The sequence below is a fragment of the Pseudomonas sp. 43A genome (assembly GCF_013363935.1).
GTDB lineage: Bacteria > Pseudomonadota > Gammaproteobacteria > Pseudomonadales > Pseudomonadaceae > Aquipseudomonas > Aquipseudomonas crudilactis.
Genome location: NZ_CP054880.1, coordinates 1,174,055 through 1,193,821, shown reverse-complemented (window position 1 = coordinate 1,193,821; position 19,767 = coordinate 1,174,055). Strand labels below are relative to the sequence as shown.

Sequence of the window (19,767 nt, the reverse complement as noted above, 5' to 3'; positions counted from 1 at the left end):
TCGCCGTCAGAGCAGTTGAAGACAGCCACTTGAAGACGAGACCTATCATGCGGATTATTCAAGCGACCCTCGAACATCTGGATTTGCTGACCCCGTTGTTCGTCAAATATCGCGAGTTCTACGGTTCCCTGCCTTACCCGGATTCCTCCCGCGCGTTCCTCGAAAAACGCCTGCGCCGCAAGGAATCGGTGATCTACCTGGCCTTGGCCGATGATGACGACAAGAAACTGATGGGCTTTTGTCAGCTCTATCCGAGCTTCTCCTCGTTATCGCTCAAACGCGTGTGGATCCTCAACGACATCTATGTCGCTGAAGATGCGCGCCGCCAACTGGTCGCCGACAACCTGATCCGTACCGCGAAGAAAATGGCCAAGGAAACCCAGGCCGTGCGCATGCGCGTCTCCACCAGCAGCAACAATGAAGTCGCGCAGAAAACCTATGAATCCATCGGGTTCAAGGAGGACACCGAGTTCAAGAACTACGTGCTGCCGATCAGCGAAGAGCTTTGATTGCAAACGCAACGTGTGATGGGGGAGCCTGCTCCCTCAGACATGCCGGGTGCATGCTGACAATTATTCACAGCCCGACATCCCTCGCTACAAAAGCAACGCGCTTTTCATCTTTCAGACCGTATAATCCCGAGCTTTCCGGCTTGTAAGAAAAACTACACCCCGCTGTAGGCTTACACGAAGTCATCCGCACAGGCCTGCCGAGTCGGGCCGCCATACAGGTGCCTCCATGGATTTCAACCCGCTCGACCTTATCCTGCATCTCGACGTTTATCTCGATTTGCTGGTGAACAACTATGGGCCATGGATCTACGCCATCCTGTTTCTGGTGATTTTCTGTGAAACCGGTCTGGTGGTAATGCCATTCCTGCCGGGTGATTCGCTGCTGTTCATTGCCGGTGCCGTTGCCGCTGGCGGTGGAATGGATCCGGTGCTGTTGGGTGGTCTGCTGATGCTCGCGGCCATACTCGGCGACAGCACCAACTACGTGATCGGACGAACGGCCGGGGAGAAGCTGTTCAGCAACCCGAACTCGAAAATCTTCCGTCGCGATTACCTGCAAAAAACTCACGATTTCTATGACAAACACGGCGGCAAGACCGTAACGCTCGCGCGCTTCCTGCCGATCATCCGGACCTTTGCACCGTTCGTCGCCGGTGTGGCGAAGATGCCGTACGCACGCTTTTTCGGTTTCAGCGTACTGGGCACCATTCTCTGGGTTGGCGGTCTGGTCACCCTGGGCTACTTCTTCGGCAACGTACCGTTCATCAAGAAAAACCTGTCGTTGCTGGTAGTGGCAATCATTCTGTTGTCGCTGGTGCCGATGATACTCGGCGTGGTTCGCAGCCGTTTCGGCGGCACCAAAGCCCAATCGCATTAAGCCGATGTGGTCGCTTAGCGCCTGGCGTCGCCGGCGCATTCTGACGAAGCACCCGATTGCCGACGACATGTGGCAACGGGTGCGCCATCACTTGAGTTTTCTGGATGGCATCAGCGCCGCTGAAGACCAGTGGCTGCGTGAAGCCTGCGTGCTGTTCCTCGACGACAAACACCTGAGCGCCCTGCCCGGCGTCGAATTGCATCAGGAACAGCGCCTGCTGCTCGCCGCTCAGGCGCAGCTGCCGCTGCTCAATCTCGGCGATCTGAACTGGTATCAGGGTTTTCATGAAATCGTCCTCTACCCGGACGATTTCCTCAGCCCGCAACGTCATCGTGACGCCAGCGGTGTCGAGCACGAGTGGGACGGCGAGCACAGCGGCGAAGCCTGGCAGCAGGGGCCGATCATCCTCGCCTGGCCCGGCGTGATGGCCAGTGGTGGCTGGGAAGGCTATAACCTCGTGATCCACGAACTGGCGCACAAACTCGACATGCTCAACGGCGACGCCAACGGCCTGCCGCCGCTGCACACCGACATGCGCGTCAGCGACTGGGCCGAGGTGATGCAACACGCCTACGACGACCTCAACCGCCAGCTCGACCATGACCCGGACGCCGAAACCGCCATCGATCCCTACGCCGCCGAGAACCCGGCGGAATTCTTTGCGGTCACCAGCGAATACTTCTTCAGCGCCCCGGATCTGCTGCATGAGGCTTATCCACAGGTGTATGCGCAGTTGCAGCTTTTCTACCGTCAGGATCCGTTGAGCCGGTTGCGGCAACTTCAGGCCACAGACCCGGTCTATCAGGCGCACGACTAAGCTCTGCACGACTTTCGGTACATGGCGTCGACGGCAGAATATGCCTATAATCGCCGCCACTTTTTGGTCAATCCGGCCAAGTGTTTTTGGTCAACTACGGGGGCAACGCCCAATGAGCTACAGCAAGATTCCGGCTGGCAAAGACCTGCCGAACGACATCTACGTCGCGATCGAGATCCCGGCCAACCACGCGCCGATCAAATACGAAATCGACAAAGACAGCGATTGCCTGTTCGTTGACCGTTTCATGGCCACCCCAATGTTCTACCCGGCCAACTACGGTTACATCCCGAACACCCTGGCAGACGACGGTGATCCCCTCGACGTGCTGGTTGTGACCCCTTACCCGGTTGCTCCAGGCTCGGTGATCCGCGCGCGTCCAGTCGGCATCCTGAACATGACCGACGACGGCGGTGGCGATGCCAAAGTCATCGCAGTCCCACACGACAAGCTGTCCCAGCTGTACGTCGACGTGAAGGAATACACCGACCTGCCGCCACTGCTGATCCAGCAGATCGAGCACTTCTTCGCGAACTACAAAGATCTCGAAAAAGGCAAATGGGTCAAGATCGAAGGCTGGGCCGGTGCAGACGCCGCCCGCGAAGCGATCACCAAGTCGGTTGCCGCCTACAAAGGCTAAGCACCTGCGCTACGCGTGATGCTTGAAGAAAACCCCGGTTGATCCGGGGTTTTTTGTGCTTGGGAAAAGCCGCCTTAAACAGAGTGTTTATGACGGACTACAGAAAAGTTTTATCTTGTGTAATTTCCCACAAGAACGTCTTACATCCCGTCGCAAAATTCAGTCCGTTTTTGAACGCCCGGTTTATTCAAACCGCTCTGGCACGGCCGTAGACTCCGTGTTTATGAGAAAGAACACTAGCGGTCCAAGATTCAAGGCACTCCTGGAAGCAGCGAACATCTCCACGACGGGTTTCGCAAAGTTCTGGGGCACGGAAGCCCAAAATGTCCACAACTGGTACACCCGGGGCGTCCCGGCGTATCGCATGGAAGAAGTCTCACGCCTGCTGTCCGTCAACAGCGAATGGCTGAAAACCGGCGAAGGCACAAAAGAAGCGCCAAGCCTGAATCAGCCTGCCAGCAATGGCGACAGCTTTGATGCCCACGACCCCCAAGGCGCCTATCGATTCATCCATCCCAACGACATCGAACTGGCCTTCTTCAAAGAAACACCACTGAGCAACGGCTCCGACAAAACCCACGTCATTCAGGATCCGGATCTCTCCATCCGGCTGCTGCGCGCGCCCCTTGATCAACTGGAAATCCGCCCCGCCGACGCTATCTGTGCGCACATGATCGGCAACAGCATGGCCGAACGCATCGAAGACGGCTCCATCGTCGCCATCGACCGCGGCCTGACTCAAGTGGTGGACGGCGAGATCTATGCCATCGAACACGACGGCATGCTGCGCATCAAATACCTGCACCGTATGCCTGGCAACGGCCTGCGCCTGCGCAGCCACAACAGCGCCGAATACCCGGACGAAGTGTTCCGCCCGGCGCAGATCGAGGAGCAAAGAATTCATATATTGGGCTGGGTATTCTGGTGGTCGACCGTGAGCAAGCGGCGGCCGGTGGTGCCGTTTCTCTGACTTGATGCAGTTTTTCGAGTTTGCACTGAGCCCTGTGGGAGCGAGCCTGCTCACGAAGCGGCCCGGACATTCGGTACAAATCCCGGATTTCTGACGCAGAAGTCGCTCTAAACCGCACTTCAGACTGGGAATCCACAGCAAAACTCAGTATCCTGCGCCCCACATTTGCGCATCGACCCGCTCCGCGGCTCAGACAGCGCCCGACGCGGCAGACCAACGTCTGACCAAGTCCCACAGCCGGACGCAGATCCGGATGTACGTTTTGAAGGCTGGCAAGGCTTACCAAAAATAGGCCAAGCCAGTCCCCGAGAAGCCGGCCACAAGCCGGCTTTTTAATGCCTGAAATAAACCCGGCCTACCGTCTGAAACATAAATTCGCGCTTGTCGAACAGAAGAGCCTCTTGGTACCGTAACGACAAACGTCATTACAGGTATTTCATCATGGCCTCCATCAACATTCGCATCGACGATGATCTGAAGCAGCGCTCCTTCGCCGAACTGGAAAAGCTGGGAGTAACCCCCTCAGAGCTTTTGCGCCAGACACTCCAATACGTCGCCGAGCGAGGCAAGCTACCCTTCAAAGCAGCATTGCTCAGCGAGGAAGATGAAGTACTCATAGCCGTAGTCACCGAACGCCTCGCGGCACCTCAACGAGTCAAGGTAAGTCTGGATGACCTATAACCTTGAATTTGATCGTCGTGCTTTAAAGGAGTGGAACAAACTCGGCGATACGGTTCGCCACCAGTTCAAGAAGAAACTCACAGAGGTATTGGAGAATCCTCGAATAGAAGCCAATCGACTTCGCGAGCTCCCGGATTGCTACAAAGTGAAGCTGAAAAGCGCTGGCTATCGCCTGATCTATCAGGTCCTTGATCAAGAGATTGTGGTGTTCGTAATCGCAATCGGGAAGCGAGAGAGAGAAGCTGCTTACGAGGTTGCGCAGGACCGTCTTTCGCTCCTGCCCTGAGTCGGTCCAATGTCTGCGACCTGAAATTGGGCAGCAACCCGCAGCCCAATTCCCTCACGGATAACTAAACGCCTTAACCAACGTCAACTCCCCCGCCGTCCGCATCGGGATCAGAAAAGTCTCCATCTTCTCGCTCGGCGTCCCTTCTTCAGTAATCACCGTCACCTGCGCCGTGGTCAGCGCCTGCGCCGCTTCATCGCCGCCCTCATCATCCCCGCGATACCCACCGCCGTAGTAATTCACATACACCAGATACTGGCCCTTGATCGGCGCCGGCATGGCGAAGATTTCCGGGCCGTAGCCGGTGGTGACGTCGACATCGAGCGCGGCACCGTTGGCGGCGCTGCGGTTGCCGTACCAGATGTGCGCGCCGTCGGGGGTGACGAGGTGCAGGTCGAGGTCGGTGCCATCGCTGTCCCACGCCAGCAGTACGCGCAGTTTTGCCGGGGTGGCGCCGCCGCTGGTGTTGAGGAATTGCGTACGGTGGCGTTGTTGGCCGTCGGGGCTGCGCACTTCGACGCTGTTGCTGCCGTTGGGGAAGGAGAACGGGCGGTCGAAGCGGCCGCTGTCGTCGATTTTCAGCGGCATGCTGACGCCGTTGACGATCAGTCGGCCGGGCTCGTTGTTCTTTGACGTAGCTTTGATCTCGCCGCTGATGCGGGCGGTGTTGGCCTGGCCGACCGGGGTGTTGACCGACGAGGCCGGGTAGTTGACGGTCTGGCGGAAGCTTTCGCCCTCGCCTTCGGGGGCGCCGCTGCGCCAGCCGCCGACTGGGGTGTCGAGTTTGACGCTGTCGGCGGCGATGGCCGGCGCTAACGCGGTCAACGTGCAGAGCAGCAGCAAGACCTGTGGATAACGGAGTGTCATGGTCTATTCCAGCAAAAGGTGACGGGCGAGCCCTTCGATGTAGGTTTCATCCTGGCCGTTGGGGTGTGCTTCGAAGGCCAGGTGCAGATATTCGTGGGTCAGGTCGAGGCGATCCTGCAGGGTCAGTACGCCACGCACGTAAATACGTTGGCGTTCGCGATCGACGAAGGGCCTGCCGAAGGCCAGTTTGCACACGGCGAAGGTGCTGACTTCGTTGTAGCCGGTTTCGCTTTCCAGCGTCGGGCGCCAGCCGCGACGTTGTTTTTGCAGCCAGTCTTGCGCAGCGGGCAGCGCTTCGCAGGATGCAACCGGGTTGTCCCAACGACTGAGGCTGGCGCGCGGATAGGCGTGCAGCAGAATCGCGTCGTAACGCTGACCGGCATTGGCTTGCTCGACGGCTTGTTGCCAGGCGAGTTTGTCCGGGCCGGGTTGATCGGAGTGATAGGTGACGGTGCTGCCGGCCAAAACCAGATCCGCCGTCCATGCGGCGATGTTGCGCGATTCCGCAGAGGCCGGGCGTGGTGCGACGCGTTGGCGATTACTGCTGTCGTCGATGCTCAGGCAGTCGCCGTTGCGTGTGGCGTTTTGCAGCAGATACGTGCGGATCGCTACGGCCAACGCCTTGGCAGCTTCGGCGGGTTCAGGTTTGGCTTCACGTTCCAGCACGCGGGCGACGTACTCTTCGCGATCAAGCCTTGCGACGAGTTTGTCGTTGAGCAGAAACAGTTCGCCGTCGCTGTGGATATCCAGCGCGTTGCCATTGGTGAATTCGACGCGGTAATCGCCTTGCAACGGGCCGGAAGTCACCACCCGCTCGCCAGTCAGAACCCGCGTAACCGGATAACGCGAGAACAACCCGACTTCAACACAACGCCCCGCCTCTGCCGGCCACACCGCTGGCAATACGGTCGCCAACGCCTGGCCGTAATGGCGCAAGACCATCTGGCTGGTGCCACGTCCGCCCGCCCAGATCGGCGAACCATCCGCCGTCCAACCGGCAAACCCACCCTGTCGCGATTGCGGGTCCTGATCGCCGAGCCAGCTCCAGGTTTTCACCCGCAAACGCCCGCCCAGTTCGCCAACGACATTGCCATCCGCCGCATTCAGCACCACATCGAGCAGCACTCGACGCGCCTGATCCTGCGCCGGTAGTGAGGCCAAGACCTTCAGCAAATCAACCACGGACACCCGTTGAGCCGGTTGCACCGATGGCAAGTCCAGCAACCACGACGGTGCCTGTCGCGCTTGCCAATACGTCCGCCAATCGGCAGAAGAAATGCCCAACCGTGCAGGCTCAAAATACAACCCGCAGGATTTCACCAGCGCCTGATCGCGCTCGATTTTGCCGCCCGCCGCGCAGCAATAAACCTCGTCCTTCGACTGCCCGCGACATTCATACGCCGGCTCCCGAGCACCTGTATCGAACAGCCACGCGTAGACAAACAACTTCCACAGACTGCCCAGCGGCGTATCCAGCGATGACGGTAACGGTTCACGGGCGATCAGTTGCGTCTGACTCAACGACAACAACTCGCCCTTATAGGCCAAGCGCAGCGGCTCATCCTGCGCCGTCGCCAGCGCAGGGAACATACATATCAGCAGCCACAGCAGCGGCCGGCTCATGTCAGTTGACCGTGACCTGACCGAGGGCAGCTTTCGCTTCCTGGGCCTGATGCTGTGGCGCGTAGACTTGCTTGAAGCGCACCGGCGGCAAGCTGAACTGGCCCTTCTGCGAGAAGCGCACCAGATGGCGCAGGCGTAATTCGCCGCTCAGCGCATCGACCGGCACCGCGTACGCCAGTTGACCCGGTTCGAAGCGCGCCTTCTCCAGCGCGGTCGGCTCGGTGCCGTCCTTGCCCTGCAACTTGATGCCCCACGTCGTGCGCTCGACATCGGCGCCCGGCGGCAACGGCACTTCGAGCATGCCGTAGCGCAGCGGTTTCGGCGCTTTGCTGGTGAGGATCACTTCGTCCAGATACAGACTGTCGCTGGACAACGGCTTGGTGCCGACCGGCTCCAGCTTAAAGGTGAAAGCTTCATCGCCCGGCACCAGTCGCGACAGGCGACGGGTGATGGTCACAGCCATCGGATCGACCGCCGGCTGCTGGGTCTGGAAGCTCAACGCTGCACGTAGCGGACGCTCTTGCGTACCGGACACTGTCAACACGCTCGGCACTGGCGTCGCGCCCTGCCATGTCCAATACATCTCACCGGTTGTACCGTAGTTTTTCTTCCAGCCTTCACCCGGCGTCAGCGCAATGGTCGGCGAAGCCTGGGCGATGCTGCGTTGCAGCCAGGTCAACGCCAGCGCACGTTCGAGGGTCGATTGTTGCGGCAGCAGACGTTGCAACAGCGCTTGCGAGCGCGCCTGATCGAACGGTTGCAGCGACAGGTTCAAGGCTTCGGCAAACGGCTGCGAACTGACCGCCAGACGCTGTTGCGCAGCAGCCATCTGACGATTGAACGCGTCCGGCAAGGCCACTTTCGACTGTGTGGCCAACGAAGCGGTCAGCACCCGGGCCGCCGCCAGACCAAGCGCCGAATCCGGATCACTCATCACCAGACTGTCTTCACCATCGTCGAGCATGGTTTCAGCATTGCCTTCGCCGGCCTTGGCCAGATCGTCCATCAAGCCGCTGAGCAGTGTGTTCACCGGCAAATGCATCTGCTTGGCAAACGACAGAATCAGCGCCCGTTGCAGCAACGGCGTGTTCGGCGCCTGCTTGGCGTACACCTCCAGCACACGCTGCCAGTGTTCCGGCGGCAGGGTCAGCTCCAGCACTTGGCTGGCGTTCCAGTCGGCGTAATAGGCGTAGGCAGTGAGGAAAGCATCCGGCTCACCGTCATAACCCCACCAGGTGAAGCTCGCCGACGGCCCGGCCATTTGCACCAGACGCAGACGGCTGTTCTGCATGATCAGGCGCAAGCGATCGCGGATCTGCGGATTCGATGCCAGTGATGGATAGGCGATGCTCAACGGCAGCAAACGGCTGGCCGTCTGCTCGACGCCGCCGTACGGATAGCTGAGCAGATCATCGAGTGCCGAACGGAACAACGCTTGCGGACTGTCATCCAGACGCAGGCGAATATCGCTGGCGTCGGCCGGCAGGCTCAACGGCGTGTCACCACTGGCGACATCGAGACTTTGCGTCTGCGTCACCTGCCAGCCATCACCGGTCGCACTGAGGCGCACAGCGAGGGAATCGGCGGTCTTGCCGTCCTGCACCAGCTCCGCCGTCCACTCGCCGGAAGCCAATGTGAACGCCGGCAGCGGCAGATAATTGATGCCATTGTTCAAGGTCACCGGCAGGCGTTGTTCAGCGCCCGCGTAGTGAGTCACCAGTTCAGCCTTGACCGGTTTCTCGGCCTGACTGAAGGCGAACACACCGAGTTGCGGCTGATCACCCTTGCGGAATTTGCTCGGGCCGCTCCACTTCAGGTACAGCGGTTTTTCCGAGCGAACGAACTGCTTCTTCTGCCCGACCTGACCGTCATCGGCGATGGCGCGAGCAGTGATGCGCCAGCGGGTCAAAGAGTCCGGCATCTTGAAGGTGAAGCGGGTTTTGCCATCGGCACCGGTCAACAACTCCGGTTGCCACGCAGCGGTGTCGACGTCTTCACGACGCGGCCGCTCCAGCACTTTCACCCCGCGCTCACTGCGATTGGCTTTGCCCGGCGCACCGGGGCTACCCGGCAACGCGACGTCGTAACTGATGAATGACAGGCTCGCACTGGTGCGCACGTTGTTACGGCGCGGGTGGTAGAAGAACTGGTCGATGGTCGGCGCGACTTCCGGTTGCAGCGCGTAGACCATTTCGTCGACGACGCTGACGGTCAGATGCGCCGGCACCGCTTTGCCGGCGAACTGCGTAGTCAGGTCAACCGTGACGGTATCGCCCGGCAGATACACTGCTTTGTCGGTGCTGATCGCCACGTCGATTTGCGGCGCGACCACTTTGATCCCGGCATTCTGGAAGCTGTACTGACCGCCCTTGGTGTAGAGCACGGAGAAGGTCAGGTTCGGTGCAAAGTTGTCCTTCACCGGGATACGAGCGCGGTATTGGTTGTCGCTGAGTTTTTCCAGTTTCAACCAGTCGCCGCCCTTGGCCAGCAGCGCAGTGGCTTCGACCTTGTCACGTTCCAGCGAGAGCAATGCATCACTGACCGGTTCCGGGAACGTGATCAGCGCCAGCGCTTCATCGCCTGCCTTGTACTCAGGCTTGTCGAGGACGATTTCCACGGTACCTGGCACCGCTTTGACGCCATCGCCAGTGACCGCATGCCCGGTAGCACCGAGGACGCGACCGTGTTGATCTTTCAAGGTCAGGTTGTAGGTGCCCGGACGCTCGAACGCGAGGCTGAAGCCTTTATCCTTCGCGGCAAGTTTGCCTTCACCGGTGCTCTGGTCTTCCAGACGCACCCAGCCATAAGTGCTCGGCGTCACTGCTTTGCTTTGCTCAGTGCCGCCTTCGTTGGCGTAGCTGAACGCAACCTTGTCACCGACCGCACTGAAGCGTTGCGGCGCGCTCAAGCGGAAGCTCGCGGCACCACGGTCGATGAGGATTTCCTTGGTGGTCTTGACCCGATACGCCGCGCCGTCGCTGGCAAACACAGTGAGCATGTAGCGGCTCGGTTTGTCGGCGGCTGGCAGGTCGAGGGTCGCGTTGCCCTTGCTGTCGGTGGTCAGTTCGGTGCTGGTCAGCTCCACCGGGAATTGCCCGAGGTATTGCAGCTCGTTGTCGACCATCGACAGTTGCTGGGCGCGCAGGCTCAGGGTCAGTTTGGCGTTGGCCACCGGTTTGCCGTCCGGGTAGAGCAACACCAGACTGCCTTTGACCGGCTCGCCGGTGCGGTAATCCTGTTTGGCCAGGTTCAGCGAGATTTCGAAGTGCGGCTTGATGTACTCCGCCACACGAAAGGCGCTGCTATAGGCCTGATCTTTGTAGTTGAAACGAATCTCGTAACCACCGGCCACGGCGTTATCCGGCAACTGGAAGCGGCCTTGAGTACCGGCCTTCGAATCGAGTTTCAAATCGAGGTGCTGCAACTCGGTGCCAGTGGCATCGAGCACGCTGACCGTGACATCCGCCGCCCCCGGCAACACCGAATCCCGCGCATTCTTGAACTCGCGACCAACGATTTTCAGCGACACCCAATCACTCGGGCGATACAACGGCCGGTCGGTGAAGGCATACAGTTTGGTGTCGTAGATTTCGCTGTCGTAATAGAAGTTCTCGGAGACGAACACGCCGCCCTCTTCGTCCTCGCCGATAACGAACGAACGCTCCGGGCTGACGTGTTTCAGGCGCAGCAAGCCATCGGCATCAGTCGCCCCGCTGCTCATCACGCCGAGGCCATCCGTCCACAGCACATTGACCTTGGGCACCGAGCTGCCTTCGTGTTTGCGTGCGGCCCAGACCAGCAATTCATCGCCGGCAATCTTGCTCACCGCGACGGTGTTGGAGACGAACACCATGGTGGTCGCGCGGTACTTGCCGATCAGCGCTTCGACCAGATACAGACCCGGCTTCAGATTGCCCAACGGGATATAAACGTTGCCGGGCGCGACGCTAACGAAATCACTGGATGAACCCGCCAGATTCACCCCTTCCGGCGGCTGAATCGGCTTGGCCTGCCACAGCGGATAACGGAACTGGCTGACCACCGGCAGACCCGGAATCAGCGCAAATTGCGGCTGCGCGTCGTACGGCGTCGGCGCTGCGATGGCGTTGCCCATCTTCAGTTCCGGCACTTCTTCGGTGACCTGTTTGCGCGATTCATAAGAGAACGCGCGCTGCATCACCCGCCGGGATTTGCGGTACCAGTTGTCCCACAGATACGCGAGGGTGTTGGACAGGCCTTCGCCCTTGAACTGGCCGTCGCTGACCACCCGATGCAGGTTCTTCTGACGTTTGAGGAAGTCCAGCGGCTTGTCGATGCGATACACACGAATGTCGGCGCCACCGTAGGGTTCCATGCGGAAACGCCGGTAATCACGACCCGGCGCTTCGAGGCGCACCATCGCCTGTTCGTCGGCCGCGAAACTACTGTCGGCGAGCAGGAAAAAGCTTTCACCGGACACCGGCGCGTAGTTGCTCGGCTCGACCGAATCTTCAGCGTTGACGTTGGCCACTGGCAGCAACAGCGCCAGCAGCAAAGGAATTCGGGAGCAGAGTCGCAACATGCGGGCACCGGTCATTGGGAGAGAAAGTTCAGTCGATAGACGCCGATGAAGTTGGGGTTGGCTGCGTCGGGTATCCATCGGGTGTCCTTCCATGTCATGAGTTGCTGCAGGCTTGCCGAACGCATGCCGTTGTCAGTCGGGGTGGTAGTGCCGGTGTGATAGGCGATGTAGCGGCCCATCCAGATCATCAGGTGCTGGTCGTCGCCCTGATCGAAAAACATCAAGTCACCGGGCCGCGCCTGCGACACGTCGCGGCTGACCAGGTGGCTGTTGAACTGAATCAGTTTGATCGCATTGACGTACGGCCCGACCTTGCCGCCGCCCTGCTGCCATTGCTGGGCAAGCTTGCGCTGATCATCGCTGAGCGACAGTTCCGGCGGCAGATAACGATTGGACAGGCCATTGCTGCGCAGCCATTTGTCGTCGTGGACTTTCAGCGCTTCGTTGGCGGCAAAACGCACCAGCCCGGCACAGTCCTGCTGATACCAGCGCGGGCTCGGGCCTTGGCTCAGTTGCTCTTGGGCAATACGCACGAACCAGGCGCGAAACACCTGGGACTGCGCCGGATCCAGCGCTGGAGCTTCAACGGCGCGGGCGCCCGCGCTGAGTAACAGCGCGAGCAGGCCGAGGCTGCGGATCAGTGTCGTCACAGCGCTTTCCATTCCAGCGGCAACCATTGCCAGTGGCCGTCAGGCTCGCTGCCTTCGGGCAAGGTCAGGGCATATTTGCCATAGCCGCCGAGGGTGCGCAGTTTCGGAATCAGGTAGGTTTGCGCGGCGTTATAGAACACCGGCTCCATGTCCTGCGGCAGGCTATCGAGGGTTTCCTGCTGCATCAGTTGCGCCATCGAATCCGGGCCGAAGTAGATCGGCATCAGCACGTCTTTGGGCAGCACGTCGGCCATCGGCGGGAAGCGTTTGTCGAGGGTGCCGAGAGCCTTGTCGACGAGTTTGTCATCCAGGGAAAACAGCAGCGTCGAACCGTGACGGGCAAGGCTGACTTTCATGAAAGCCTTGCCGGAAATTGCATCCGGGTTTTCCGCAGTCTTCGCCGCATACGGGCCGAAGTTGGAACTGACTTGACGCTGCCAGACGTGGCTCTGGCCTTCTTGTTTCTCGACCACCGGGAACACGTTTTCTTCGACGTTGGCCTCGAACGCGCCGACCATCGAGCCAAACAGTTTGCCGAGATCGCCGTCGAGTTTGCTGCTGTCCTCGTCCTTCAGACTGGCCACCAGTAACGGTGTGTACAAACGCGAATCGGCGTACCAGCACAGGCCCGCCGCGCCGGCCACATGTTCGGTGAGGGTCTGCGCCACGGCTTCTTCGGCGCCAAGTTTTACCAACAGCGGTTTTTGCGGTTCGGCCGCGACCGGCAAGGTTACGCAGGCACTGGCGCCGAGCGGCATGGCTTGCCAGACCGGTTTGAAATCGAAGTCGGGCTGGTTTTCCAGCTCGTCCATGGCGAGGTAGCTGTGCCAACCCTTGTCGTCCATGTCGAAGCGCAGCCCGGCGAAGTTCGGGATGAAGCGCTGATAACCCATGGCGAGAACGCTGGAATTGACCGACAGACGCTGCTTGGTTTCTGGGGTTTTCGCTGGCAGACCGAAGGCTTCAGGGAATAGTTTTTCGCCGTTGAGCAGCGCCGCCAGTGCTTGTGGCGAGACGTGGCCCGACTCTTCAGACGCGCCGCTTTCCGGGTCGTAATACTTGGCCGGATTGGACAGCACCACCAGTTTGTCGCCGTGGGAGGCGAACAACAGGGCTTTGCTGGCGTTGTAGGTCAGTTGGTACAGCGGCACGCTATCGCCGCCGACTTTGAGTTCGCCCATCTGGCTGAGTTGCGTGTCATCCAGCGCAACCTTTGCCAATGGCTCGAGCAGTTTCGCCAGCCCGCCGCGATCCATCACCAACAGGAAATCCTTCAAGCGACCATCCGCCCCGCGCCACAGTGCGACATCGGCTGGCTGATCGAAAAGCTGTTCGATCAGGCTGTCCTGCAACTTCAGATCATGCTCGTAGATGATCCGGCGCAGACTGCCGATCAATCCAAGGCGATCAGCATGGGTCTCGTAATAGAAGACGAAATCTTCGGTCAGCGTGGCCTTGAGGAACGGCACCGTCAGCAAGTCCTTGGGCAACTGGCTCAGCGAGCGAGTCTCCAGCAACGCATCCGGGCGACTGAGGCCGAGCTTGTCACTGGCCAATTCCGCCGGCGGCGCCTTGGGCTTGAGCAGCAGCCAGCCAAAACCGCCCGCCACGCCGGCCACCAGGCACAACCCGGCCAGCAACAAGGGCCAGCGCCGCGAAGGTTTCGCCGCTGGCGTGTCGGCAGCCGAAGTAACAGTGTTATCGCTCATCTTTTCAAAGCCCGATTTCATCCGTGCAGCGGGATGCTTATTAATAGTTGAAAGTCTTTACCAACAGCAGATCACCGATCGCCCGCAGGGGCACGATGAACGTTTCGCGTTTTTCGTCGACGGTGTTTTCGTTGAGCACCAGCGTGATTTGCGAGGTGATCACCTCGTTCTGGTTGCTGGTCTCCTCGAAGTTATAGCCGCCGTTGCCGAAGTTGCCCCAATAGTTGACGTAAACCAGATAGGTGCCATGCAGCGGCGCGGTCATGGTGAACATTTCCGGGCCGGGGCCATCGACGCCATCCGGGTCGAGACCGCCGCCATTGCTCAGTGCCGGCCGCGCCCAGAACGCATGCTGGCCATCGGGCGTGACAATGTGCAGATCGAGTTCGGCTTTCGGATCATCCCATCCCAAGACAAGACGAATTCGTGCCGGCGTGCGCAAATTGTTTGCTTCATAAAATTGCACGCGCTTGAGCGACTGGCCTTCGGCGCTGATCACCTCGACGCTGTTGGAGCCGGCGCCGAACGCGTACGGCCGGGCAAAACGACCCTGGTCGTCGGTGTACAGATTCAGTGGATTGCCATTCACCGCGAGACTGTGCGGCGGACGCATGTGTCCGATGGCCTTGAGCTGGCCCTGGATCATCGTGCGATTGCGCTGGATGCCGCGATCAATCGGCGGCGTGGGATAGGCGACTTGCGGGTTTTCCGTGCGATCGAGCAAGCCGTGATAGCGCCAGCCACCGACCGGTTCGGACAGTTCAGCACTCGGCGCGGCCCACAGCGTGGGCGCGCAGGCCAGGCCGATCAGTAGCCAAAGAAATGAACGCATGTAATGCCTCCTGCCATGCCTGAACGAAACCTTGCACCCGATCCTCGGTACTTCACAGCGGTGAAAACTGCGTTTCGTCTGAAAGACCCGTGACTATGGGGTCGTAGAAGGCGCGAAGATTAGCGATTCGGCGGTTTTTTAACAATCAGATACATGTGCTGTTGCTGTAGGAATCAAGCCAATCCGGTGGACGGTGAGCCGAATAGGCCTCATATTCGGCTCACAAAATGAGCCGAATAGCATTTCTATTCGGCTCACGGACCCAAGGCAGGCAACGAATGGCAACTTACTGGATCTGGCAGCAGCCCGATTGGCCCGACTTCAACTGGCAGGCGGAACGCCTGGCACCGTTGTTGCGCGAGTGTGTACAGGCCCAAGGTCAGTTGATGGGTATGGCCGGTTCGGTAGGTGACTCTTTGGGGGCTCAGACCGAACTGGACGCCCTTTTGCAGAATATCGTGACGTCTTCGGCCATCGAAGGTGAGCAACTGAATGTCGGCTCCGTGCGGTCATCCTTGGCGCGACGTTTGGGCCTGGAGTTGATCGACGGCGATAAAGTCAGCCAACGCAGTGAAGGTCTGGCGCAACTCATGCTTGATGCCACCCGTCGATTTGCCGAACCGTTGATACTGGAGCGCTTGCTGGAATGGCACCAATGGCTGTTTCCCGATCAAGAGGCTGACCTTACTGCGCGCTCAATGCATGTGGGTGCGCTACGCGGTGACGAGCCAATGCAGGTGGTTTCGGGTCGCATTGATCGTCCAACAGTTCATTTCGAGGCGCCACCTCGCCAAGGTCTTGAGCAGCAGCTCGACCAATTTCTCCAATGGTTCGAGGCCAGCCAGCATCAGACAGCACTGGACCCGATGCTTCGTGCGGGCATCGCCCATTTCTGGTTCGTCACCTTGCATCCGTTCGACGATGGCAACGGCCGTCTGACCCGTACCATCACTGATCTGGCGCTGGCGCAGGGCGAAGCGCAAGCCATCCGTTTCTACGCCATGTCGGCGAGCATTCTGGATGATCGGTCCGGCTACTATCGGATTCTGGAATCGAGTCAAAAAGCCACACTAGACATCACTGAATGGCTCACATGGTTCCTGCAAACCTTGCTACGCAGTCTGCAACAAGCCATCACCCGCATTGAAAGCGTGCTGGGCAAGACGCGTTTCTGGCAGGCACACCGCGAGTCCGAACTTTCGGCGGAGCAGGTCAAAGTGCTCAATCGTCTGCTCGACGGCGGCGAGCGGAGCTTTGAGCACGGCATCAGTGCCGGGCAATATCAAGCGGTGGCGAAAGTGTCGAAGGCCACAGCAACCCGACACCTTGCGGAGTTGCTGGAGAAAGGTTGCCTTCAACGCTTGCCGGGAGGGGGTCGTAGCACCCGCTATCAGATCAACTATCCCGACAGAGCTACACATTAATCTCACCCAGCACAGAGCCATTTCTGTCCTTGGGAGCCGGCCCGCCCATTTGCCCATAAACCCCCTATCTGCTAGTGTCGCGCCGGTTTAACGTCAACCGGAAATCGCCGCCATGGCCCGCAAAAAAGCTGCACTGGATTTCGAACAGTCTCTCGCCGACCTGCAAACACTGGTCGAGCGTCTGGAGAACGGTGAGTTGTCGCTGGAAGACTCGCTGACCGCTTTCGAGCAAGGCATCGGTCTGACTCGTGACTGCCAGGCAGCGCTGGCGCAGGCTGAGCAGAAGGTGCAAGTGCTGCTGGAGCGCGATGGCGAACTCGCCGAGGAACCCTTCGACGCGGAACAGCCAGAATGATTGCAGCGTATACGGCGACGAGTCAGACCCGGGTTAACGCAGCGCTGGAAACTCAGTTCAACGCGCCATTGCCGGAGCTGGCGCGGCTTTACGAAGCCATGCGCTACAGCGTGATGAACGGCGGCAAACGCGTGCGACCGCTGCTGGCCTACGCGGCGTGCGAAGCGCTCGGCGGCAAGGCTGAGCAAGCCAACGGCGCGGCCTGCGCGGTTGAGCTGATCCACGCTTATTCGCTGGTTCACGATGATTTGCCGGCGATGGACGACGACGATTTGCGTCGCGGCCAGCCGACCACCCACAAGAAATTCGATGAAGCCTGCGCGATTCTTGCCGGTGACGGTTTGCAGAGCCTGGCCTTCAGCGCCCTGCTCGACCCGCGTCTGAGCGATTGCAGCAGCGACATCCGCCTGCAAATGGTCACTGCGCTGGCACAGGCTGCGGGCCCGGCCGGCATGGTCGGCGGTCAAGCCATCGACCTCGGCTCGGTTGGCCTGAAACTCGATCAGAAAGCCCTCGAGCAGATGCACCGGCACAAGACCGGCGCACTGATCGAGGTCAGCGTCAAACTCGGTGCTCTGGCCAGCGGCCGCGCCGAGAAGGACGAACTCAAGGCCCTGCAGACTTATGCACAGGCCATTGGTCTGGCCTTTCAGGTACAGGACGACATCCTCGACGTCGAAAGCGATACCGCCACCCTCGGCAAACGCCAGGGTGCCGACATTGCTCGGGACAAGCCGACCTACCCGGCGCTGCTCGGTCTCGACGCTGCCAAGGCCTACGCGCTGGAACTGCGCGATCAGGCCCTGCACGCCCTGCGACCGTTTGACGCGGCCGCCGAGCCCTTGCGCGAGCTGGCACGGTATATCGTCGAGCGGCGCAACTGACGGCGTATCCGCCAAAAAAGACCAACGCGTGGGCAGGGGGCGATGCATCAGGTAAACTGCCGCATCTTTTATACCTATAACGATTCGCCTGATGCCCACGACGTTTCATGAGATTCCCCGCAAGCGCCCGACCACGCCCCTGCTCGACCGCGCGAATACGCCGGACGGCCTGCGCCGGTTAGGCGAAGCCGAGCTGGAAACCCTGGCCGATGAGTTGCGCCTGGAATTGCTCTACACGGTCGGTCAGACCGGTGGGCATTTCGGTGCCGGCCTGGGCGTGATCGAGCTGACCATCGCGTTGCATTACGTCTTCGACACGCCGGACGACCGTCTGCTGTGGGACGTCGGGCATCAGGCGTATCCGCACAAGATCCTCACCGGTCGCCGCGAGCGCATGGGCACCCTGCGTCAGAAGGACGGCATTGCCGCGTTCCCGCGTCGCGCCGAGAGCGAGTACGACACTTTTGGCGTCGGCCACTCCAGCACCTCGATCAGCGCTGCGCTGGGCATGGCCATTGCCGCCCGCCTGCAGAACAGCGATCGCAAGGCGATTGCCGTGATCGGCGATGGCGCGTTGACCGCCGGCATGGCCTTCGAGGCGCTGAACCATGCGCCGGAAGTGAACGCCAACATGCTGGTGATCCTCAACGACAACGACATGTCGATTTCGCGCAACGTCGGCGGTCTGTCGAATTATCTGGCAAAGATCCTTTCCAGCCGCACTTACGCGAGCATGCGCGAGGGCAGCAAAAAAGTCCTGTCGCGCCTGCCCGGCGCCTGGGAAATCGCTCGTCGTACCGAAGAATACGCCAAGGGCATGCTGGTTCCTGGCACGCTGTTCGAAGAGCTGGGCTGGAACTACATCGGCCCGATCGACGGCCACGACCTGCCAACGCTGATCGCCACGCTGCGCAATATGCGCGATCTGAAAGGCCCGCAGTTCCTGCACATCGTCACCAAGAAAGGTAAAGGCTTCGCCCCGGCGGAAGTTGACCCGATCGGTTACCACGCGATCACCAAACTCGAACCACTGGACGCTCCGGCCGCTGCGCCGAAAAAAGCCAGCGGGCCGAAATACTCAGCCGTGTTCGGTGAATGGCTTTGCGACATGGCGGCAGCTGATCCACGTCTGGTCGGGATTACCCCGGCGATGAAGGAAGGCTCGGATCTGGTGGCGTTCAGCGAACGCTTCCCGCTGCGCTACTTCGACGTGGCGATTGCCGAGCAACACGCAGTGACGTTCGCTGCCGGCATGGCCTGCGAAGGTGCGAAACCGGTGGTGGCGATCTATTCGACGTTCCTCCAGCGTGGTTACGACCAGTTGGTGCATGACGTCGCGGTGCAAAACCTCGATGTGCTGTTCGCCATCGACCGTGCAGGTTTAGTCGGCGAAGACGGCCCGACCCACGCCGGCAGCTTCGATCTGTCGTACCTGCGTTGCATCCCGGGCATGGTCATCATGACGCCGAGCGATGAAAACGAACTGCGCAAAATGCTCACCACCGGCCATCTGTACAACGGCCCGGCGGCGGTGCGTTATCCACGCGGCAATGGCCCGAACGCCACTATCGAGAAAGACCTCGAGCCGATCGAAATCGGCAAGGGCATCGTCCGTCGTCAGGGCAGCAAAGTCGCCTTGCTGGTGTTCGGGGTGCAACTGGCCGAGGCGCTGAAAGTCGCTGAGAAGCTTGATGCCACCGTGGTCGACATGCGTTTCGTCAAACCGCTGGATGAAGCGCTGGTGCGCGAGATTGCCGGCAGCCATGAGCTGCTGGTGACGATCGAAGAGAACGCGATCATGGGCGGCGCCGGTGGTGCGGTTAGCGAATTCCTCGCGCGGGAGAACATCCTCAAGTCGATGCTGCATCTGGGCTTGCCGGATGTTTACGTCGAACACGCCAAGCCTGCGCAGATGCTGGCTGAGTGCGGGCTGGATGAGGCCGGGATCGAAGCGTCGATTCGTGAGCGTCTGGAATTGCTCAACAAGTAATCGCGATACCGGTGCAAAACCCTGTGGGAGCGAGCTTGCTCGCGAAAGCGGACTGTCAGTCGAGTCATTTTTGACTGACACACCGTATT

17 protein-coding genes are annotated in these 19,767 nt (G+C 60.0%); 11 read left to right on the top strand and 6 right to left on the bottom strand.

Going from position 1 to position 19,767, the window contains the following annotated elements; all coding sequences use genetic code 11:
* Positions 1–47 precede the first annotated feature (47 nt).
* From HUW52_RS05235 to HUW52_RS05205, 7 genes are all read left to right on the top strand, one after another.
* Positions 48–509: an N-acetyltransferase gene (locus tag HUW52_RS05235; RefSeq protein WP_007910890.1), complete on the top strand. Its 462-nt coding sequence runs from the start codon at positions 48–50 to the stop codon at positions 507–509.
* A gap of 229 nt (positions 510–738) precedes the next feature.
* Positions 739–1,389: a DedA family protein gene (locus HUW52_RS05230; protein WP_034153744.1), complete on the top strand. Its 651-nt coding sequence runs from the start codon at positions 739–741 to the stop codon at positions 1,387–1,389.
* Between the two features lie 4 nt (positions 1,390–1,393).
* Complete coding sequence (locus HUW52_RS05225) at positions 1,394–2,206, top strand: zinc-dependent peptidase (protein WP_175553120.1); 813 nt, start codon at positions 1,394–1,396, stop codon at positions 2,204–2,206.
* 112 nt (positions 2,207–2,318) lie between these two features.
* Positions 2,319–2,846, top strand: a complete 528-nt coding sequence (gene ppa / locus HUW52_RS05220) for an inorganic diphosphatase (protein ID WP_003205933.1) — start codon at positions 2,319–2,321, stop codon at positions 2,844–2,846.
* Between the two features lie 223 nt (positions 2,847–3,069).
* Entirely contained in the window at positions 3,070–3,816 is a 747-nt protein-coding gene (locus HUW52_RS05215; protein WP_016984131.1) for a helix-turn-helix transcriptional regulator, read from the top strand.
* A gap of 441 nt (positions 3,817–4,257) precedes the next feature.
* On the top strand, positions 4,258–4,497 hold the full coding sequence (locus tag HUW52_RS05210; RefSeq protein WP_016984130.1) for a type II toxin-antitoxin system RelB/DinJ family antitoxin: 240 nt from the start codon (positions 4,258–4,260) through the stop codon (positions 4,495–4,497).
* On the top strand, positions 4,487–4,783 hold the full coding sequence (locus tag HUW52_RS05205; protein WP_016984129.1) for a type II toxin-antitoxin system RelE/ParE family toxin: 297 nt from the start codon (positions 4,487–4,489) through the stop codon (positions 4,781–4,783). The genes HUW52_RS05210 and HUW52_RS05205 overlap by 11 nt, the downstream gene beginning before the upstream one ends.
* Positions 4,784–4,837: 54 nt before the next feature.
* Here HUW52_RS05205 and HUW52_RS05200 read toward each other — a convergent pair whose 3' ends face one another.
* Genes HUW52_RS05200 through HUW52_RS05175 form a run of 6 tightly spaced genes read right to left on the bottom strand, consistent with a single transcriptional unit; the run spans position 4,838 to position 15,025 of the window.
* Positions 4,838–5,650, bottom strand: a complete 813-nt coding sequence (locus HUW52_RS05200; protein ID WP_175553119.1) for a YfaP family protein — start codon at positions 5,648–5,650, stop codon at positions 4,838–4,840.
* 3 nt (positions 5,651–5,653) lie between these two features.
* Complete coding sequence (locus tag HUW52_RS05195) at positions 5,654–7,273, bottom strand: DUF2300 domain-containing protein (RefSeq protein ID WP_175553118.1); 1,620 nt, start codon at positions 7,271–7,273, stop codon at positions 5,654–5,656.
* A 1-nt stretch (position 7,274) separates the two neighbouring features.
* Positions 7,275–11,849 (bottom strand): alpha-2-macroglobulin, encoded by a 4,575-nt coding sequence (locus tag HUW52_RS05190; protein ID WP_175553117.1) that lies wholly within the window; start codon positions 11,847–11,849, stop codon positions 7,275–7,277.
* The gene (locus HUW52_RS05185; RefSeq protein ID WP_122608094.1) at positions 11,846–12,496 is read right to left on the bottom strand and encodes a DUF1175 domain-containing protein; all 651 of its coding nucleotides are present in this window, start codon (positions 12,494–12,496) and stop codon (positions 11,846–11,848) included. The genes HUW52_RS05190 and HUW52_RS05185 overlap by 4 nt, the downstream gene beginning before the upstream one ends.
* Entirely contained in the window at positions 12,481–14,193 is a 1,713-nt protein-coding gene (locus HUW52_RS05180) for a DUF2138 domain-containing protein (RefSeq protein WP_175553116.1), read from the bottom strand. The genes HUW52_RS05185 and HUW52_RS05180 overlap by 16 nt, the downstream gene beginning before the upstream one ends.
* 40 nt (positions 14,194–14,233) lie before the next feature.
* Positions 14,234–15,025, bottom strand: a complete 792-nt coding sequence (locus tag HUW52_RS05175) for a YfaP family protein (protein ID WP_150706804.1) — start codon at positions 15,023–15,025, stop codon at positions 14,234–14,236.
* Between the two features lie 278 nt (positions 15,026–15,303).
* Between HUW52_RS05175 and HUW52_RS05170 the strand changes: the two genes are divergently transcribed.
* The 4 genes from HUW52_RS05170 (at position 15,304) to dxs (ending at position 19,678) form a co-directional block, all read left to right on the top strand.
* Positions 15,304–16,449 (top strand): Fic family protein, encoded by a 1,146-nt coding sequence (locus tag HUW52_RS05170; RefSeq protein ID WP_016984123.1) that lies wholly within the window; start codon positions 15,304–15,306, stop codon positions 16,447–16,449.
* Positions 16,450–16,561: 112 nt separating this feature from the next.
* Positions 16,562–16,804, top strand: a complete 243-nt coding sequence (locus HUW52_RS05165; protein WP_003228627.1) for an exodeoxyribonuclease VII small subunit — start codon at positions 16,562–16,564, stop codon at positions 16,802–16,804.
* Positions 16,801–17,688 (top strand): (2E,6E)-farnesyl diphosphate synthase, encoded by an 888-nt coding sequence (gene ispA, locus HUW52_RS05160; RefSeq protein ID WP_016984122.1) that lies wholly within the window; start codon positions 16,801–16,803, stop codon positions 17,686–17,688. The genes HUW52_RS05165 and ispA overlap by 4 nt, the downstream gene beginning before the upstream one ends.
* 91 nt (positions 17,689–17,779) lie before the next feature.
* Positions 17,780–19,678 carry a 1-deoxy-D-xylulose-5-phosphate synthase gene (gene dxs, locus HUW52_RS05155; RefSeq protein WP_175553115.1) on the top strand — a complete coding sequence of 633 codons (1,899 nt, stop codon included), beginning with the start codon at positions 17,780–17,782 and terminating at the stop codon, positions 19,676–19,678.
* Positions 19,679–19,767 lie beyond the last annotated feature (89 nt).

What these genes read in the sequence shown, in the direction of transcription:
- HUW52_RS05210 (WP_016984130.1), top strand. Translation starts at nt 4,258, where the DNA reads ATGGCCTCCATCAACATTCGCATCGACGATGATCTGAAGCAGCGCTCC.
- ppa (WP_003205933.1), top strand. Translation starts at nt 2,319, where the DNA reads ATGAGCTACAGCAAGATTCCGGCTGGCAAAGACCTGCCGAACGACATC.
- HUW52_RS05165 (WP_003228627.1), top strand. Translation starts at nt 16,562, where the DNA reads ATGGCCCGCAAAAAAGCTGCACTGGATTTCGAACAGTCTCTCGCCGAC.
- HUW52_RS05200 (WP_175553119.1), bottom strand. Translation starts at nt 5,650, where the DNA reads ATGACACTCCGTTATCCACAGGTCTTGCTGCTGCTCTGCACGTTGACC.
- HUW52_RS05170 (WP_016984123.1), top strand. Translation starts at nt 15,304, where the DNA reads ATGGCAACTTACTGGATCTGGCAGCAGCCCGATTGGCCCGACTTCAAC.
- HUW52_RS05205 (WP_016984129.1), top strand. Translation starts at nt 4,487, where the DNA reads ATGACCTATAACCTTGAATTTGATCGTCGTGCTTTAAAGGAGTGGAAC.
- HUW52_RS05195 (WP_175553118.1), bottom strand. Translation starts at nt 7,273, where the DNA reads ATGAGCCGGCCGCTGCTGTGGCTGCTGATATGTATGTTCCCTGCGCTG.
- HUW52_RS05175 (WP_150706804.1), bottom strand. Translation starts at nt 15,025, where the DNA reads ATGCGTTCATTTCTTTGGCTACTGATCGGCCTGGCCTGCGCGCCCACG.
- HUW52_RS05215 (WP_016984131.1), top strand. Translation starts at nt 3,070, where the DNA reads ATGAGAAAGAACACTAGCGGTCCAAGATTCAAGGCACTCCTGGAAGCA.
- HUW52_RS05235 (WP_007910890.1), top strand. Translation starts at nt 48, where the DNA reads ATGCGGATTATTCAAGCGACCCTCGAACATCTGGATTTGCTGACCCCG.
- HUW52_RS05225 (WP_175553120.1), top strand. Translation starts at nt 1,394, where the DNA reads ATGTGGTCGCTTAGCGCCTGGCGTCGCCGGCGCATTCTGACGAAGCAC.
- ispA (WP_016984122.1), top strand. Translation starts at nt 16,801, where the DNA reads ATGATTGCAGCGTATACGGCGACGAGTCAGACCCGGGTTAACGCAGCG.
- HUW52_RS05185 (WP_122608094.1), bottom strand. Translation starts at nt 12,496, where the DNA reads ATGGAAAGCGCTGTGACGACACTGATCCGCAGCCTCGGCCTGCTCGCG.
- HUW52_RS05180 (WP_175553116.1), bottom strand. Translation starts at nt 14,193, where the DNA reads ATGAGCGATAACACTGTTACTTCGGCTGCCGACACGCCAGCGGCGAAA.
- HUW52_RS05190 (WP_175553117.1), bottom strand. Translation starts at nt 11,849, where the DNA reads ATGACCGGTGCCCGCATGTTGCGACTCTGCTCCCGAATTCCTTTGCTG.
- dxs (WP_175553115.1), top strand. Translation starts at nt 17,780, where the DNA reads ATGCCCACGACGTTTCATGAGATTCCCCGCAAGCGCCCGACCACGCCC.
- HUW52_RS05230 (WP_034153744.1), top strand. Translation starts at nt 739, where the DNA reads ATGGATTTCAACCCGCTCGACCTTATCCTGCATCTCGACGTTTATCTC.